The sequence below is a fragment of the Streptomyces sp. TRM64462 genome, from assembly GCF_013362995.1.
Taxonomy (GTDB): Bacteria; Actinomycetota; Actinomycetes; order Streptomycetales; family Streptomycetaceae; genus Streptomyces.
In genome coordinates this window covers 1-14,404 of record NZ_JABWDV010000299.1, presented here as the reverse complement: position 1 = coordinate 14,404, position 14,404 = coordinate 1, and the positions used below count along the sequence as shown (strand labels likewise).

Genomic DNA, 14,404 nt, shown 5'->3' with positions numbered 1-14,404 from the left:
CGCTCGCGGCGCCGCTCCAGGTACCCGGCGGCTTCCAGCTCCCGCAGGGCGGCGGCGATCCGCTGCTCGCTCTCGGGGAACCGGGCGGCGAGGAAGCGAATCCCGATCCGGGCCCCGTCGGGCAGCGACTGGATGTGCAGGGCGAGCCCCATCGCGAGAAGGCTCAACTGCCGGTGCTGGGCGAGGTGGTTGCCGACGACGGTGAAGCGGCTGGTGTGCCGGGTGTTGACGTGAAGAACACCGAAACGGGGTGAAGATCCGGGAACGGGGTCGGCGGCAGCTGCGGCCGCGCTAAGCTGCGAAGCATCCATCGGGAAGGTGCTACTTCCTAGGTGGTCAGGCCCTCGATCGGGATGGTGAGTCCCGGCCGGGGGCCGTCGTACGTCTGAGGTCGTTGTTTCGTGGCGAGCATATGCCAGCCAACCGACCTAAAATCCAGCCCAGTTGGTCATTCCACCCATGTGAGTGACAAGAGGGACGGGTAGGGCTGGGAAGGTTTCTTCTTCTCCTTCATCCCTTTCAAGTAGTAGCCCCGTGGCCCACCGAGACACGGCCCACCGGGTCGCGGCCCACCGCACCCCGGTGAGCCCTGGCCCGAGGTTCAGCGCAGAGCGAGCAGCATGACGTCGTAAAGCTCAGCGCCCTGCCCCGGGCGCGCCTCACCGACCTTGCGGTACCCCCACGCACGGTACGCGGCCGAGGTGGCCTTGCTCTCAGGGTGGACGTTGAGCAGCACGCGCTCGGCCTCGACGCCGTCGAGCAGCGCCTCGTGCAGCCGACGGGCGATGCCCTGCCCGCGCCAGGGTCCTCGTACGGCAAGCTCCATGAGCCCGAAGGTGCGGCGTCCGTCCTCGCGGCGCATGCCATCAGGCACGGGCTCGGCGAGTTCGTCCCACCAGCCCGTGTCGGCGCCGAGGGGATACCCGTACGCCATACCGACCGGCTCGCCGGCGGCGGTCCGCGCCAGGGCGGCCCGGAAGCTTGCCTTGCGGGTCTGGGATTGGAAGCGCCGGAAGGCCGCCGCCACATCGTCCGCCGTCTCCTTGTACGGCGGTTCGGCGAACGCTTCCGCGTAGACCACCTTGAACGCGTCCTCCGCCTGCGCGGCGGCCGGCCCGTCCATACGCTCTGCCATGGTGCCCTCCATGGGGTGCTACCGACTGGAGCCTTCGGGCCAAAGGCCCCGGACCGGCGCGCCGTTGCGTCGGCCGTAGGCGACGACGTCGGCAGCGCAACCGAACCCGCCTGCGGGAAGGCCGTCCCAGACTGCCAGGAGTCGGCCGAGCATGCCGACGAGCACTTCGCTGCCTGCCATGTGGGCCTGGGAGCCGGAGGCCTGTTGCCCGGGGGTCAGCTCCGTGCCGTCTGCGCCCGCCACGCATTATCGGCAGCTTCCAGAGACAGTGCCCACGGGTACTCCTTCGGGCGTCCCTGGCCCGGCTGGTTGGGGACGAAACCGCCCTCCCCGTACAGCACCGTGACGCCGGCGTCCCGGAGGATCTCAACGGAGCGGTTGAACTGCGGGTGCTGAACGTACGCCGCGTTCACGCACGGCATGGCAACGAGCGGGATGCCCTTGCCGATGCCCTCCGCGACCACACCGACGACGAACTTGGACGTGAGTCCGAGGGCCCATTCGTTGATCGTGTTGAACGTCGCAGGCGCCAGGAGTACGACGTCGGCGCGGGGCCACACGTCCGGCTGCCCTGGCGTCTTGTACTCGTAGCGCACGGGGTGGCCAGAGAGCGCTGCCAGCCCCTCCAAATTGGGCTCCAGCCACCGCGCGGCGGTGGGCGTGAGGCCGAGGCACACGTCCCAGCCGCGTGCCTGCGCGTCCTCGATGACACGGGCGACGTCGAACACCGGCGGGGCTGCGGAGCAGAACAGGTACAGGGTCCTCGTCATGACCCCATCTGACCACATGCGGCTGCCCCTGAAACCAGGTGGCTTCAGGGGCGGTTCGAGGTCCGCGACTGGTGGACGCGGGTACCGTTCCAGATGACGAGTCAGGAACGGAGACCAGTATGCCCAACCTGGACGACGACCACCCAGGCACCCGCATCAAGGAGCAACGGAGACTCGCCAGGCTCACGCAGCAGCAGCTCGCCGAGCGGATTCCATACTCCTTTAGCCTCTTGAATCAGGTGGAGTGCGGCGCCCGCCACGCCTCCGACGGCTTCATCTCGGCTGTTGCGACCGCCCTCGGCGTCGACCCCATCGTGCTCACAGGACCAGCCACCGTGACCGGACTCCAGCAGGCACGCCTCGACGGTCTGATGCGCCCGATCCGTGAGGCGCTCGACCTCTACGACCTGGCCCCGGAGCCAGAGCGTGAGTGTCGGCCGCTTCCCGCGCTGACCGGTGAGGCTGACCGTCTGTGCCAGGAGGTACGCGCCACGCACTTACGGAAGGCCGCTCACGATCTGCCGGGCGTCATCGCCGAGCTCACCACTGCCGCCGTGACCGCACCCAGCACGAACACATGGCGGGCCCTGGCCTCCAGCTATCGCACGGCGCACGACATCGCACTGAAGGTCGGCTACCCAGACCTCGCGATCGTGGCGCTCGATCGGATGGGTTGGGCGGCCGAACGCGCCTCCGATCCCTGTCTTGCAGCGATTCGCCAGTACAAACGGGCCCTCGGCCACAAGACGGCAGAGGCTGACCTCGGTCGACGCCTGATCCAGGCCGGTCACGACCTGTTGGAAGGCAGGACGTCGCGGGAGGCCCTGGCGGTCGCCGGGCAGCTGCACCTGGGGGCGTCAGCCGTCGCGGCCCGTAGGGGCGACCAGCCGGCCGTACGTCATCACATCGCCGAGGCTCGGGGCCTCGCCCGTCGTCTGGGGGGCGAGGCGCGGGAGGTGCACTGGCTGTCGTTCGGGCAGCTCAACGTCGATCTCCACGAGATGGGCGCGTCCGTGCAGATGCGGCAGTTCGATACCGCCCTGAAGCAGGCGCGCCAGGTGAAGCTGCCGCCCTCTGTGTTGACCTCCCGCCGCGCCCGCTTCCTCGTGGACAGGGCGGTGGTGGAGATGGAGACCGGTCACACCGATGCCGCCCTCAAGCACCTCGTGGATGCGCGGCGCGCAGCACCCGAGCAGACTCGGTACCACCCCGGCACACGTGACGCGATCAGCGGACTCCTGCACACCGCGCGGCGAACGCCGGCCACGCTGAGCCACATGGCCGCCTGGATCGGCCTGTAGTGGCACTCACAGCACTCACAAATCTGTGAGTGTTCCCATGTTCCCTGAGCGTCACGCTGGCCCAGTACGGAGGAGCAGACGAGACCGGGAGCATGTCGTGATGACGATGAGGGTGTACGCGGTGCGCGCCGACGGCACCACTGAGACGATCCGTGAGCGCCGCGAGTTCCGGGACACGGACCGGCAGTCGCCCGGTCCGGTCAACCCGCCCTGCATCTGCCCCCACTGCCGTCGCACAGAGCAGAGCGGCCGGTGAGCGCGGCGGAGCACGAGACGACCGCGCTGCCGCAGCCGCACACGCTGACCGAGATGCAGCGGTACGGGCTGCACTGCGTCCATTGCGGTGGCCAGATGGCCCCCGGGGGCGCCGTAGAGCTGGGCACCCAGCACAACGACGACCCGATCCTCGGCCGCGTCGCCTGGTACCCGCGCGCCTGCACGGGCTGCACCGCGCGGGGGCAGGCGTGAGTGTACGGAGCATCATCCGCCAGGCGGAGTTGACGATCGGCCCCGCCGGCGCCGGGGGCGCGTCACCGCCCATCCGCGAGGTCGAGTGCACCACCTGCCACGAGCGGTCAAAGCCCACCACCGACCAACTTGCGGGCGACGTATGGGCGATCCGGCACGCCGCCCGCCACCACGGGCACCGCGGGTTCCGGGAGATCGTGACCGCGTTCCTCCGCGTCACCACAGCACTGGGCAACCCGCTGTACGAGGAGCTGGTCCGGTGACGACGGAGCGCGGCAAGCCGTACTGCATCACCTGCGACAAGCCGATCGAGGGGAAGGCCGAGGTGATCGAGGGCTTCTCGGCGTCCGGCGCCCGGCCGGACGCGTACCGGCATCCCACCTGCGGTCCCCGGCAGGAGCCGTTCGTGCGGCGCGTCCTGTAGCTCGCAGCCCTGCCTAAGTGCCGGTTCACGCAGGCACCCGTGAGGCGGACCGGCGTCGGATGCCTTCCGCCAACTGTTGCGGGCGCCCTTCGTCCACCGCTCCACAGACCAGAGGACACCAACAGCGTAAGGAGCACCATGTCATCTTCACTCGTCCGGACGCCGTTAGACGTCACCGCCCTCCATAACTTCGTGGCCCTCCGTGGTCAGTTCCGCGTGTCCCTCACGCCCCAGTGCAACCTGAAATGCTGGTTCTGCCACAACGAGGGCGACGTCCCGCCCCCGTTCACTCACCTGCACCGCGACGCCAGGCCACGACAGCGTGAGCTGACGGCAGAGGACTTCACCGACCTTCTGCGCGCGGTCATCGGCGCCGGCCTCAAGCGCGTCTACTTCACGGGAGGCGAACCGCTCGCGTCACCGATCGCCCGTCCCGTCCTCACGGCTCTCCCGGTGCGTGCCCCTGACGTCTCGTACACGCTGATCACCAACGGAACGCGCGTACGCACGCATCAGGACTGGCTCGCCGAGACAGGGCTCGACAAGGTCAAGGTGTCGCTCCACTACTTGTCGGACGAGTCGCTGCGCGCCATCGCGCACACCCGCATCGGCATCGACGCCGTGCTCGACGGGATCGATGCGGCCCGCGAAGTGTTCGAACGCGTAGAGCTGAACACGCTGCTCCAACGCGAGAACCAGCACGAGATCCTGCCCATCCTCGACTTCGCGATGGACCGGCGACTGCCCGTCCAATTCATCGAACTGGTGGATACGGACTTCAACAACGGTCGCAAGTCGTCAGCCGTCTCCGCTCAGGGACTCATCGACCACCTGCGCACCCTGACGACCGAGGAACATGTCGAAGTTGCCGGTGTCGGTCAAGGCCGCCGGGTGTTCCGCGTCGACGGTGTCGAGATCGACGTCATCGAGCGCGGACTCGGTCGGCACCACGTCGGACAGTGCGGGAGCTGCCCCGTGCGGGCGAAGTGCGTGGAGGGATTCTGGGCTCTTCGCGCGGACCACGCGGGCGGCATTCAGCCCTGCCTCCTCCGTGACGACCTCCGCCTCGACATCCGGGAACTCCTCGCCGACCCGCAGAGCCTCGTCGGAGCCCTCGCCGCGCACGTGACCGCGTTCACCGAGGGGACGCTGTGAACCCGCTGCGCGGCAAGTACGCCCCCGGCGACGTCCCGCCGAATCGACGCCTGTACGTCCTCGAAGGCGTATCCGGCATCGGAAAGTCCACGCTGACGGGATTGTTGGCAGAACGACTGGGCGCCACGACGCTTCACACGCTGCCCGAACCACTCACCGCCTGGTCCGCCCAGGTGAACACCACCCTGCGGCCCCTGCCGCAGCTCGGGTTCTACCTGTCCGGCCTGCTGCACGCGTCCGACCTCGTCCGCGACGCTCTCAACCACGGTCACGTAATCGCCGACCGGTACGTCTCATCGGTCATGGCGTGCCACGCCGCCGTGCACGGCATCGACCTCGATCAGGTGGTCAGCCTTCTCGGCCCCTTCGAGCCGTACCTCGTCGCACCCGCCCGCACCTTCTACCTGCGCGCCTCGGAGACAACGCTGCGCGAACGCCTGGGCACCAAGAGAGACCTGAAGAAGGACGACACGGACCTCTTCGCCGTCCCCGGGCGCCTCAAGGCGCTCCTCGCCAACTTCGATGCTGTCGCCGCACGCGATCCCAGCGCGATCGTCTTGGAGACGGACGGCCGCACTCCAGAACAGCTCGCCACCTTGATCGACGACATCCTGGAGGAGCCCGATGCTTAACCCCATCGACGCGGGACGCGTCATCCGACACCGCCAGGTCTCGGGACGCTTCCCCACCGACCTCCATCAAGGCGTCGCCTGGTGGGTCGCCGCCTGCTTCGTTGTCGCCACAAAGGCCACGCGTATGGCGGTCGCCCACGACGACCATCGGGTCACCGCAGAGTTCCACCACCGTTTCCTCCAGGGAGCCGTCAACGCCCAGCACTGGGCGTGCCACGTATCCGACCTCGGCACCGCCACCGATAGGCAGCTCCTGGACGCCATGGATCACCTCGGCGGCATCCCCGGCGCCCATCTGGCCACGAAACCGACGGAGAACAACCTGATCGTCACGATCCGCCTGTACGCCGCCGACGGCCGAGCCCTGGACGAGGACACCGGGCTGGCGCGCATCCGCGACATGATCAGCCACGACCGCGTCCCCATTCCCGTGAATACGGATGCCAAGGGCAAGGTCACCGACCACAGCAGCCTCGTCACCACTCGGGGAGGCGCTGCGTGATCAACGCCGCCGAAGTCATCCGCTCGGGGACGAGCATCCTGTTCGTCACGCTGGACTCCTTGCGCTACGACGTCGCCCGCGCCACCACCCACGCCGGCCGGACCCCGCGCCTCGCCAAAGTCCTTCCCGCCGGCCAGTGGGAAGAGCGACGCACACCGGGCACCTTCACCCTCCCGGCGCACATCGCGTTCTTCTCCGGCTTCCTGCCCAAGCTTCCGCAGCCCATCCAGCTCCCACGCCTGTGGGAATGCCGACCACCTGCCTTCAAGGCCGTAGACCCCAGCACGTTCGTGTTCGACGCCCCGAACCTTCTCGAAGGCCTTGCCCAGCACGGCTACCGGACGGTGTGCATCGGGGGCGTCACGTACTTCTCCCGAGAGACGCCCCTCGGCTCGGTCCTCCCCGGCCTGTTCCACGAAGACCACTGGCGCCGGGAGTTCTGCTCATTCGAGATCGACTCCGCACGGCACCAGGTCGACCGCGCCCTGGAAGTCGCGGATTCGTACGACGGCCGCCCTCTGTTCCTCTTCGTCAACGTGTCGGCCACTCATGTGCCTCACGGCCATTACGTAGGCAGTTCCACCGACTCCTGGGAGTCCCAGAGCGCCGCCCTCGCGTACGCCGACGAACACCTCGGACGCCTTCTCGACGGCCTGGGCCGTAGCGGCAGGTGGCTCGTCATCCTCTGCGCCGACCACGGGGACGCCTTCGGTGAGGACGGCTACCACGGCCGCGGAATCGCGCACCCCACGGTGATGAACGTGCCGTTCGCCGCCGCGCTCCTGCCGTGACCACTACGCTCCGGGCCCATGGAACACGCACACGACCGTGGGCCCACACGCGACGCCTCCGTCATCGTGGCACGAGACTCCAACGACCTCGTAGCCGTACTCAGCGCACACTTCCCGCAGCACGGAGGGCAGTACCTGTTCCTCCCCGGTGGCCGGCGCGAGGACGGCGAAGACGCACTTCAGTGCGCAGGCCGCGAACTGCGCGAGGAGGCCGGCGTCACCGCGGGCTCGTGGCGCCCGCTCGGGGAGTACGCCATCACCCTCGACAGCAAGGCCCGCGTGCACCTGTACCTGGCTGAGGACCTGACCCTCGGGCCACAGGAACTCAGCCCCTCCGAAGCCGGGTTCAAGCTCGCCTGGTGGCCCATGGCAGACGCGGTCACGGCGGCCACCGAAGGCCGCTTCCTGCTACCGGGCGGGCCCCTGGCACTCTTCCTGGCTCATCGACTCGTCACAGCGGCATAGCCCAGCGCTCCACCCTCGACTCCGACCGGCAGCGGCCGGGCCTCCGTGTCGTGGCTGGGCGGCCGTCCCGCCCAGCCACGCGGTCCGCCCCACCCCGCCGTATCGGATCGGAGAAAGCACTATGGAGAACATCGCCTTCGGACGCGTCACCCTTGCCCTCCCCGCCCTCGACGAACCCGGCCTCTACCTGTCGAACGTCGAGTCGCTGGACACCGGACGCGGCATCGTCCAGGACTTCCAGTACGCCGACGCTGACCTCCGCGCGCTGGATCTGGCCGACGCACAGCTCCTCACCGGCCGCGTCACCAACCTGCGCGCCGCCCAGGTCCGGCTCAGCGAGGTACGCGTCAACTCGGTCGAGTTCGACACCGCCGACCTCGGAAACGCCAGGTGGAGCGACAGCAAGCTCTCCCGCGTGGTGTTCCGCAACTGCAAGATCATGGGTGCCACGCTCGCCGGCCTGACCCTCGAAGATGTCCTGTTCGACAACTGCAAGCTCGACTACAGCACGTTCGACAAGACCCGCGCCGTCGGCCCCGTCGTCTTCTCGAAGTGCTCCCTGGCCGAAGTCTCGTTCCTCGGCTGCGACCTGAACGGCGCCGTCTTCGACGACTGCGTCCTCCGGCGGACCGAATTCGGCAAGGGCCGCTACCAAGGCGCAGACCTCCGCGGCAATGATCTCTCGGCCGTATTCGGTGTGGCATCCCTGTCGAAGGTCATCGACCGCGCACAGCAGGCCGACATCGCCCACGCCCTGCTGTCCGAGCTGGACGTGACCTTCGGCGACGACCTCGACGACAACGGGTAGCCACAGCTCAGGGGGGAACGGCATGGCTTTTGAGCATTCTCTACGACGACCTGGAGGCACTGCGGGACCGCTGCGAGGTCGCCGCCGTGTCCACGGCACGACATGAGCAGCCGGAGTACGAAGCCGGAGCGGTGATCCCCGCCGGGGTCTGGCGGCCACTCACCGAGGCGGCGGCCCGCGCTGTGTCCGCGACGGCGGACACAGCGGACAGCGCCCTCGTGGAGATCGTCCAGCCACCGGACCCGAACTCGCTCCGCTCGACGAGCTGGCCGCTCCCCTGGGTGACCCGTCAGCCGTCTACCTGGGCCAAGCCCTGGCCAAGCCCGGCATGCTCACCACGACCGGCAACTACCGAGACGGCCGCCGCATCGGACTCCACCTCGACAACTGGGACAAGCTCCCGTACACGGCCAAGCACACGGGCCGCCGACGCCTGTGCCTCAACCTCGGCCCCGGCAGCCGCTTCATCATCCTCACGACTGCGAACGCCCAAGAGATCTGCCGCACGGTCCACCCCGACTACGCCCACCGGTATCCACACACGGACGACCTACGTGCCTACGTCTCAGCCGGCCGGCCCCTGCGATGTGTCCGCATCCGCATCGACCCCGGCGAGGGCTACATCGCGCCGACCGAACTGATACCGCACGACGGCTCCACCGAGGACCAGCCGACCCCTTCCAGCGCCGCGTTCTGGCTGGGCAGATGGACCCGTAACACCCTGCCGAACCTGATCTGATGCCAGCGTCGATCCAGGGTGCGGCGCAGGAGTGCGTCCCGGACTCGGCTTCCGGGGCGCGGCCGACGGAGTACGACCACCCGACGTGCGGGCGCATGCGCCGTACGTCCGCCGGATCCCGTACGGGTACGGGCGCCGACCCTCGGCCGCTCCGTCACCGACCGGCAGCGACCGGACCGCACCCCACGTCCATAGGCTGGGTGGGCCGCGACGAGAGGAAAGGATCAGAAATGCGCCCCCAGAGGTTCGCCGACTTCGTCATCGATGTCGTCAAGAACGACCCCACCGCCAGTCGTGTCCAGACCCTCGCCGAGGTGGCCGACACCAAGCACCCGTGCGGCGTCGCCATCACCCGGGCCGGGGCGTCCGACGAGACGCGGTGGCAGTTCGTCGGCCAGCTCCCCGAGGGCGCCAAGCACGAGAGCTTCGTGGACGAGCCGGTGACCGGCGCCCTGGTCCCGGCCGGGCCCGAGCCGCAGGCCACCGACGAGCCGGAGGCGTGGTTCGCCGCCGTCTTGGCCCACGCCGAGTGCCCGGAGATCGCAGCCATCGAGCGCTGGTCGACCCGGCCTGAGCCGAGCAGCCAGAAGGGCATGACGGTCACCTTCCACAACGGCGCCCGGATCTTCGCCCGGGTCCTCTGAGCCTCTCGAGACCGGCCACCCCGCCGGCCAGCCAGGGCTCCGGGCGATCGCCCGGCCGACCGGAACGGGCACAGGATGTCGGGTGCGGCAGGGCGGGCCTTCCCTAGCGTGAACAGGCAAGCGAAAGGAAGGACGGCCGGAGTGCTGGAGCGGCTCAACCAGGCCATTGACCACCTCGAACGGCAGCTGGACGAGCACCCCGATCAGCCCGTCGACGTCGCCGCGCTCGCGCGGACGGCGGCCACGTCGGAGTACCACCTGCGGCGGCTGTTCTCGGCGCTCGCGGGCATGCCGCTCTCCGAGTACGTACGGAGACGGCGCCTCACGGCCGCCGGGGCCGAGGTGCTCGCCGGGCGGCGGACGCTGCTCGACATCGCCGTACGGCACGGCTACGGCTCCGCCGAGGCGTTCGCACGGGCGTTCCGCGCCGTGCACGGGGTCGGCCCGGGGGAGGCCCGCCGGCACGGTGCGGCGCTCAACGCGCAGCCGCGCATGTCCTTCCGCCTCGTCGTCGAAGGGAGCAGCAGCATGCGATACCGCGTCGTGGAGAAGGCGGAGTTCCGGGTGGTGGGGCGGAAGGCCCGGGTGCCGCTCGTCCACGAGGGGATGAACCCGGCCATCGTCGAGTTCGTACGGAGCACCGGCCCTGACACCCGGCAGGTCATGGAGGAGCTGTCCGACCAGGCGCCGCACGGGCTCCTCCACATCAGCGTCGGCCTGGACGCCTCCCGCGCCGAAGGGACCGAACTCGACTTCTACTACGGGGTCGTGACCAGGGAGGACGCCCCGGGCGGGCTCGACGTCCTGCCCGTGCCAGCCGGGACCTGGGCCGTGTTCGAGAGCGAAGGGCCCTTCCCGGCGGCCGTCCAGCACCTGTGGCGGGACGTCTTCACGCAGTGGTTCCCGTCCAACCCGTACCGCAGCCGGCCGGGCCCCGAGATGCTCCGCGCCCGGGTGTCGCCCGACGGGGCGCGCGCGGACGCCGAGCTGTGGATCCCGGTGGAGGCCGCCGCCGACCAATAATCACGGTCCGCTGCTGACGGCGCCCGCCGCGGCCGCCGCGGCCACCGTCCGGACGGCCGTGCCCCACAGGGACAGTGCGGACAGTCCGCCCACCATGAGCCGTACGCTCTCGCCGGACCCGCCGCCCAGTGCCACGGCCGCACCCGCCACGCCCACGGTGGACATGAGCGCCGCCGGCACGCGGAGCGCGGGCTGCGCGAAGACGGCGGCGAGCGGCAGGAAGTGCAGCCCGACGACGAGGGCGATCAGCGGCGCCACCAGCTCGGGCACGCCGAGCGTGCCGCACGCCACCGCCACACCGGCGATCAGCACCCACTGGGCGGCGTTGATCTGGAAGAACCTCCGCCGCCGGTCCGGCGGTGGCGGCCCGCCGGCCGACGCGGGCAGCAGCCGTCGCGCCGCGACCATCAGGCCCACCGCGACCGCGCCTCCGACGATCATGACCGCGATACGTGCTCCGCCGCTGGTCGCGCTGGCGCCGAGCAGCCACCAGCCGAACCCGAACAGCGCATAGAAGCCGACCCCCGCTCTGAACATGCCAACGACCCTAGGTGAGGCCCTGGTGCGGAAGGGCGACTTCCGGGAGCAGGGCCTACCTGCGGTAGAAGATCCGGTCCGCGTACTGCTCCATCACGCGCCCGTTCCACTCGTGCCCGCCGTCGACGTTGCCGGAGCGCAGCAGCGGCGGCTCGATGCCGCGCCGGACCAGTTCCTCGGCGGCGGCCGCCATGGTGGCCTGCATCAGGGCGCTCGTGACGACCGTCGACGCGGGCGCGAACGGCGCCTCGATGCCCTCGTGCGTCAGCTCCGCGTCCCCGATGGTGATCTTGGAGTCGAGGACGATGTCGCAGTGGTCCTTCAGGAAGGTGCCCGAGGAGTGCCGGGACCTCGTCTCCTTCGCGTACGCCACCGAGGTCACGCCGATCACGGTGAGGCCGAGGGCGCGGGCGTTCATGGCCATCTCGACGGGCAGCGCGTTGCGCCCGGAGAGCGAGATCACGAACAGCAGGTCCCCGGCCCGCGCCGGGGACGAGTCGAGGACCGCGCCCGCGAGCCCGTCCACGCGCTCCAGCGCGGAGCCGAGCGGCGCCGGCATGACGTCGACGCCGACGACGCCCGGCACGGCCAGCAGGTTCATCAGGGCGAGCCCGCCCGCCCGGTAGACGACGTCCTGCGCGGGCAGCGACGAGTGGCCCGCGCCGAACGCGAAGAGCCGCCCGCCGTCGGCGACGGTCTCGGCGACGGCGGCGCCGGCGGCCGCGATGTGCTCCGCCTCCTCGTCCCGCACCCGCCCCAGCAGGCCGATCGCGGCGTCGAAGAACTGTCCGGCCAGGTTGCTGTCAGCCATCGCGGTGGCTCCCTCTCCTCTGTGTCGCGGATCACCGTGCGGTCTGGACCATTGCTGTGTCAATACCGTCCGTAGCGCCGTTCCCCCCGGGGCGACCCGCTTGTCAGCGGGATGCGCAACAATTGAGACAGGGCCGCGCCAGGTTGAATGTCACGCATCGAGGGGCACGTATGTCCGGACTGATCGACACCACGGAGATGTATCTCCGCACCATCCTCGAACTCGAAGAGGAAGGTGTGGTGCCCATGCGCGCCCGTATCGCGGAACGGCTCGACCAGAGCGGTCCGACCGTGAGCCAGACGGTCGCCCGCATGGAGCGCGACGGTCTGGTGACCGTCGCCGGGGACCGCCATCTGGAGCTGACGGAGGAGGGCCGCCGTCTGGCGACCCGGGTGATGCGGAAGCACCGGCTCGCCGAGTGCCTGCTCGTCGACGTGATCGGGCTGGAATGGGAGCAGGTGCACGCCGAGGCGTGTCGCTGGGAGCACGTGATGAGCGAGGCTGTCGAGCGCCGCGTTCTCGAGCTGCTGCGCCACCCGACGGAGTCGCCGTACGGCAATCCGATCCCGGGGCTGGAGGAGCTGGGCGAGAAGGCCGAGGCCGACCCGTTCCTGGACGAGAACATGGTGTCCCTGGCCGAGCTGGACGCGGGCGCGGAGGGCAAGACCGTGGTGGTACGCCGTATCGGCGAGCCCATCCAGACGGACGCCCAGTTGATGTACACGCTGCGTCGCGCGGGCGTCCAGCCGGGCTCCGTGGTGAGCGTGACGGAGTCGCCGGGCGGTGTCCTGGTGGGCAGCAGCGGCGAGGCCGCCGAGCTGGACGCCGACGTGGCGTCGCACGTCTTCGTCGCGAAGCGCTGAGCGCCGCGCCGTAACCGCCGCGCGCCGTAACCGCCGTGGGCGGGCGGCCGCGGGCGGGCCGCCGCGACTTCGGGCGGAACGGCAGCGCCCGGACGCGGCGCGTGCCAGGCTTGGTGCAGGCATGACCTGACTGTGCGCGAGCCAGGGCCCCGGGTGCGGGGCCAGGGGAGGGAGCAGCGCGATGGGTCCGCTGTCCGCGCCCGCACATGAGGAAGGTCCCGGTGCCGTACGGCACCGGGACCCGGCCTCCCCTGTGCTGACCCGGAGCCCCGAGCTCCCAGGGTCAATCCCGTCGGACCTCTTTCCCCGAGTGGTCCGCCTCCCGCTGGAGATCTCCCCTCGGCAGCGCCCTCCAATCCTTGAGCGGGGTCACTCGAACGAGCGGTGTTACGGCCCGAACCCGCTTGTTCGAATATAAGTTCGATACTCTGAGCGGGGGTTTGTCCGACGTGACAGAAGGGGGTGCCAGGACACATGGTGCGACGTATCGATCTGACCGGAGCCGATGGCATACGCCTCGCGGCCTGGGAGTTCGCCGATCCGCCCAAGGGACCGGAGGACGACGGCACGGCGCCCGGCGTCTTACTCCTCCACGGCCTCATGGGCCGCGCCGGCCACTGGGCGACCACGGCTCGCTGGCTCGCCGAGCGGTATCGCGCGGTCGCCCTCGACCAGCGGGGCCACGGCCACAGCGACAAGCCCGCCGAAGGCCCGTTCACGCGTGAGGCGTACGTCGCGGACGCCGCCGCCGCGATAGAGCAGCTCGACCTGGCGCCGGTCACGCTGATCGGCCACTCCATGGGGGCCCTGACGGCGTGGCAGCTCGCGGCGGAGCGGCCGGACCTGGTCCGCGCCCTGGTCATCAGCGACATGCGCGCCTCCGCGCTCGGCGCGGCGTCGCAGCGCGAGTGGGAGAACTGGTTCCGCACCTGGCCGGTGCCGTTCGCGACGCTCGCCGACGTCCGTAAGTGGTTCGGCGAGGACGATCCCCGGGTGGAGCGGCCCAACCCGGCGCGGGGCGCGTTCTTCGCGGAGGTCATGGCGGAGTCGCCGGACGGCTGGCGGCCCGTGTTCTCGCCGGACCAGATGCTCGCGGCCCGCGAGACATGGGTGCACGACGCGCACTGGGACTCCCTGGCCCAAGTGGCCTGCCCCACCCTGGTCGTCCGCGGCCTCGACGGTGAACTCGGCCGCGCCGAGGCCCAGGAGATGGTCCGCGTCCTCCCGCACGGCCGCTACGCCGAGGTCCCCGACGCGGGGCACTACCTCCACTACGACCAACCCGAATCCTGGCGCACGGCCCTGCAGCCCTTCCTGGAGGAGAACTCCTGACCCC

20 protein-coding genes and 1 pseudogene are annotated in these 14,404 nt (G+C 70.0%); 16 read left to right on the top strand and 5 right to left on the bottom strand.

Annotation, left to right across the window (positions count from 1 at the left end; all coding sequences use genetic code 11):
• From HTZ82_RS14210 to HTZ82_RS14200, 3 genes and pseudogenes are all read right to left on the bottom strand, one after another.
• Nucleotides 1-311, bottom strand: a pseudogene (locus HTZ82_RS14210) (helix-turn-helix domain-containing protein); the annotation flags it as partial.
• 290 nt (nucleotides 312-601) lie between these two features.
• On the bottom strand, nucleotides 602-1,135 hold the full coding sequence (locus HTZ82_RS14205; protein WP_254711849.1) for a GNAT family N-acetyltransferase: 534 nt from the start codon (nucleotides 1,133-1,135) through the stop codon (nucleotides 602-604).
• Between the two features lie 215 nt (nucleotides 1,136-1,350).
• Nucleotides 1,351-1,905 (bottom strand): flavoprotein, encoded by a 555-nt coding sequence (locus HTZ82_RS14200; RefSeq protein WP_175409727.1) that lies wholly within the window; start codon nucleotides 1,903-1,905, stop codon nucleotides 1,351-1,353.
• Nucleotides 1,906-2,024: 119 nt separating this feature from the next.
• Here HTZ82_RS14200 and HTZ82_RS14195 point away from each other — a divergent pair, with 119 nt between their 5' ends.
• From HTZ82_RS14195 to HTZ82_RS14130, 14 genes are all read left to right on the top strand, one after another.
• Nucleotides 2,025-3,206, top strand: coding sequence for a helix-turn-helix domain-containing protein (locus tag HTZ82_RS14195; protein WP_175409726.1), 1,182 nt, complete (start codon nucleotides 2,025-2,027; stop codon nucleotides 3,204-3,206).
• 100 nt (nucleotides 3,207-3,306) lie between these two features.
• Nucleotides 3,307-3,462: a hypothetical protein gene (locus HTZ82_RS14190; RefSeq protein ID WP_175409725.1), complete on the top strand. Its 156-nt coding sequence runs from the start codon at nucleotides 3,307-3,309 to the stop codon at nucleotides 3,460-3,462.
• Nucleotides 3,459-3,674 (top strand): hypothetical protein, encoded by a 216-nt coding sequence (locus HTZ82_RS14185; RefSeq protein WP_175409710.1) that lies wholly within the window; start codon nucleotides 3,459-3,461, stop codon nucleotides 3,672-3,674. Before HTZ82_RS14190 ends, HTZ82_RS14185 begins: the two co-directional genes overlap by 4 nt.
• The gene (locus tag HTZ82_RS14180) at nucleotides 3,671-3,937 is read left to right on the top strand and encodes a hypothetical protein (RefSeq protein ID WP_175409724.1); all 267 of its coding nucleotides are present in this window, start codon (nucleotides 3,671-3,673) and stop codon (nucleotides 3,935-3,937) included. The genes HTZ82_RS14185 and HTZ82_RS14180 overlap by 4 nt, the downstream gene beginning before the upstream one ends.
• On the top strand, nucleotides 3,934-4,098 hold the full coding sequence (locus tag HTZ82_RS14175; RefSeq protein ID WP_175409723.1) for a hypothetical protein: 165 nt from the start codon (nucleotides 3,934-3,936) through the stop codon (nucleotides 4,096-4,098). The genes HTZ82_RS14180 and HTZ82_RS14175 overlap by 4 nt, the downstream gene beginning before the upstream one ends.
• A gap of 138 nt (nucleotides 4,099-4,236) precedes the next feature.
• On the top strand, nucleotides 4,237-5,253 hold the full coding sequence (locus HTZ82_RS14170; protein WP_175409722.1) for a radical SAM protein: 1,017 nt from the start codon (nucleotides 4,237-4,239) through the stop codon (nucleotides 5,251-5,253).
• Nucleotides 5,250-5,885: a thymidylate kinase gene (locus HTZ82_RS14165; RefSeq protein ID WP_309235468.1), complete on the top strand. Its 636-nt coding sequence runs from the start codon at nucleotides 5,250-5,252 to the stop codon at nucleotides 5,883-5,885. Before HTZ82_RS14170 ends, HTZ82_RS14165 begins: the two co-directional genes overlap by 4 nt.
• Nucleotides 5,878-6,387, top strand: a complete 510-nt coding sequence (locus HTZ82_RS14160) for a hypothetical protein (RefSeq protein ID WP_175409721.1) — start codon at nucleotides 5,878-5,880, stop codon at nucleotides 6,385-6,387. The genes HTZ82_RS14165 and HTZ82_RS14160 overlap by 8 nt, the downstream gene beginning before the upstream one ends.
• Nucleotides 6,384-7,178 (top strand): STM4013/SEN3800 family hydrolase, encoded by a 795-nt coding sequence (locus HTZ82_RS14155; protein ID WP_175409720.1) that lies wholly within the window; start codon nucleotides 6,384-6,386, stop codon nucleotides 7,176-7,178. Before HTZ82_RS14160 ends, HTZ82_RS14155 begins: the two co-directional genes overlap by 4 nt.
• Before the next feature lie 18 nt (nucleotides 7,179-7,196).
• The gene (locus HTZ82_RS14150; protein WP_175409719.1) at nucleotides 7,197-7,643 is read left to right on the top strand and encodes an NUDIX hydrolase; all 447 of its coding nucleotides are present in this window, start codon (nucleotides 7,197-7,199) and stop codon (nucleotides 7,641-7,643) included.
• A 121-nt stretch (nucleotides 7,644-7,764) separates the two neighbouring features.
• Complete coding sequence (locus HTZ82_RS14145; RefSeq protein WP_175409718.1) at nucleotides 7,765-8,451, top strand: pentapeptide repeat-containing protein; 687 nt, start codon at nucleotides 7,765-7,767, stop codon at nucleotides 8,449-8,451.
• A 328-nt stretch (nucleotides 8,452-8,779) separates the two neighbouring features.
• Entirely contained in the window at nucleotides 8,780-9,190 is a 411-nt protein-coding gene (locus tag HTZ82_RS14140; protein ID WP_175409717.1) for a hypothetical protein, read from the top strand.
• A 230-nt stretch (nucleotides 9,191-9,420) separates the two neighbouring features.
• Entirely contained in the window at nucleotides 9,421-9,834 is a 414-nt protein-coding gene (locus tag HTZ82_RS14135; protein WP_175409716.1) for a hypothetical protein, read from the top strand.
• Between the two features lie 141 nt (nucleotides 9,835-9,975).
• Nucleotides 9,976-10,857, top strand: coding sequence for an AraC family transcriptional regulator (locus tag HTZ82_RS14130; RefSeq protein WP_175409715.1), 882 nt, complete (start codon nucleotides 9,976-9,978; stop codon nucleotides 10,855-10,857).
• Here the strand turns inward: HTZ82_RS14130 and HTZ82_RS14125 are convergent, their stop codons facing one another.
• Together HTZ82_RS14125 and HTZ82_RS14120 are read right to left on the bottom strand one after the other, a co-directional pair.
• Nucleotides 10,858-11,394 (bottom strand): hypothetical protein, encoded by a 537-nt coding sequence (locus HTZ82_RS14125; RefSeq protein WP_175409714.1) that lies wholly within the window; start codon nucleotides 11,392-11,394, stop codon nucleotides 10,858-10,860.
• 55 nt (nucleotides 11,395-11,449) lie between these two features.
• Entirely contained in the window at nucleotides 11,450-12,205 is a 756-nt protein-coding gene (locus HTZ82_RS14120; protein ID WP_175409713.1) for an SIS domain-containing protein, read from the bottom strand.
• Between the two features lie 170 nt (nucleotides 12,206-12,375).
• Between HTZ82_RS14120 and HTZ82_RS14115 the strand changes: the two genes are divergently transcribed.
• Both HTZ82_RS14115 and HTZ82_RS14110 read left to right on the top strand, forming a co-directional pair.
• Nucleotides 12,376-13,068: a metal-dependent transcriptional regulator gene (locus HTZ82_RS14115; protein WP_175409712.1), complete on the top strand. Its 693-nt coding sequence runs from the start codon at nucleotides 12,376-12,378 to the stop codon at nucleotides 13,066-13,068.
• A gap of 474 nt (nucleotides 13,069-13,542) precedes the next feature.
• A complete protein-coding gene (locus tag HTZ82_RS14110; RefSeq protein ID WP_175409711.1) occupies nucleotides 13,543-14,400 on the top strand; it encodes an alpha/beta fold hydrolase in 858 nt (285 codons plus the stop codon).
• Nucleotides 14,401-14,404: the final 4 nt, after the last annotated feature.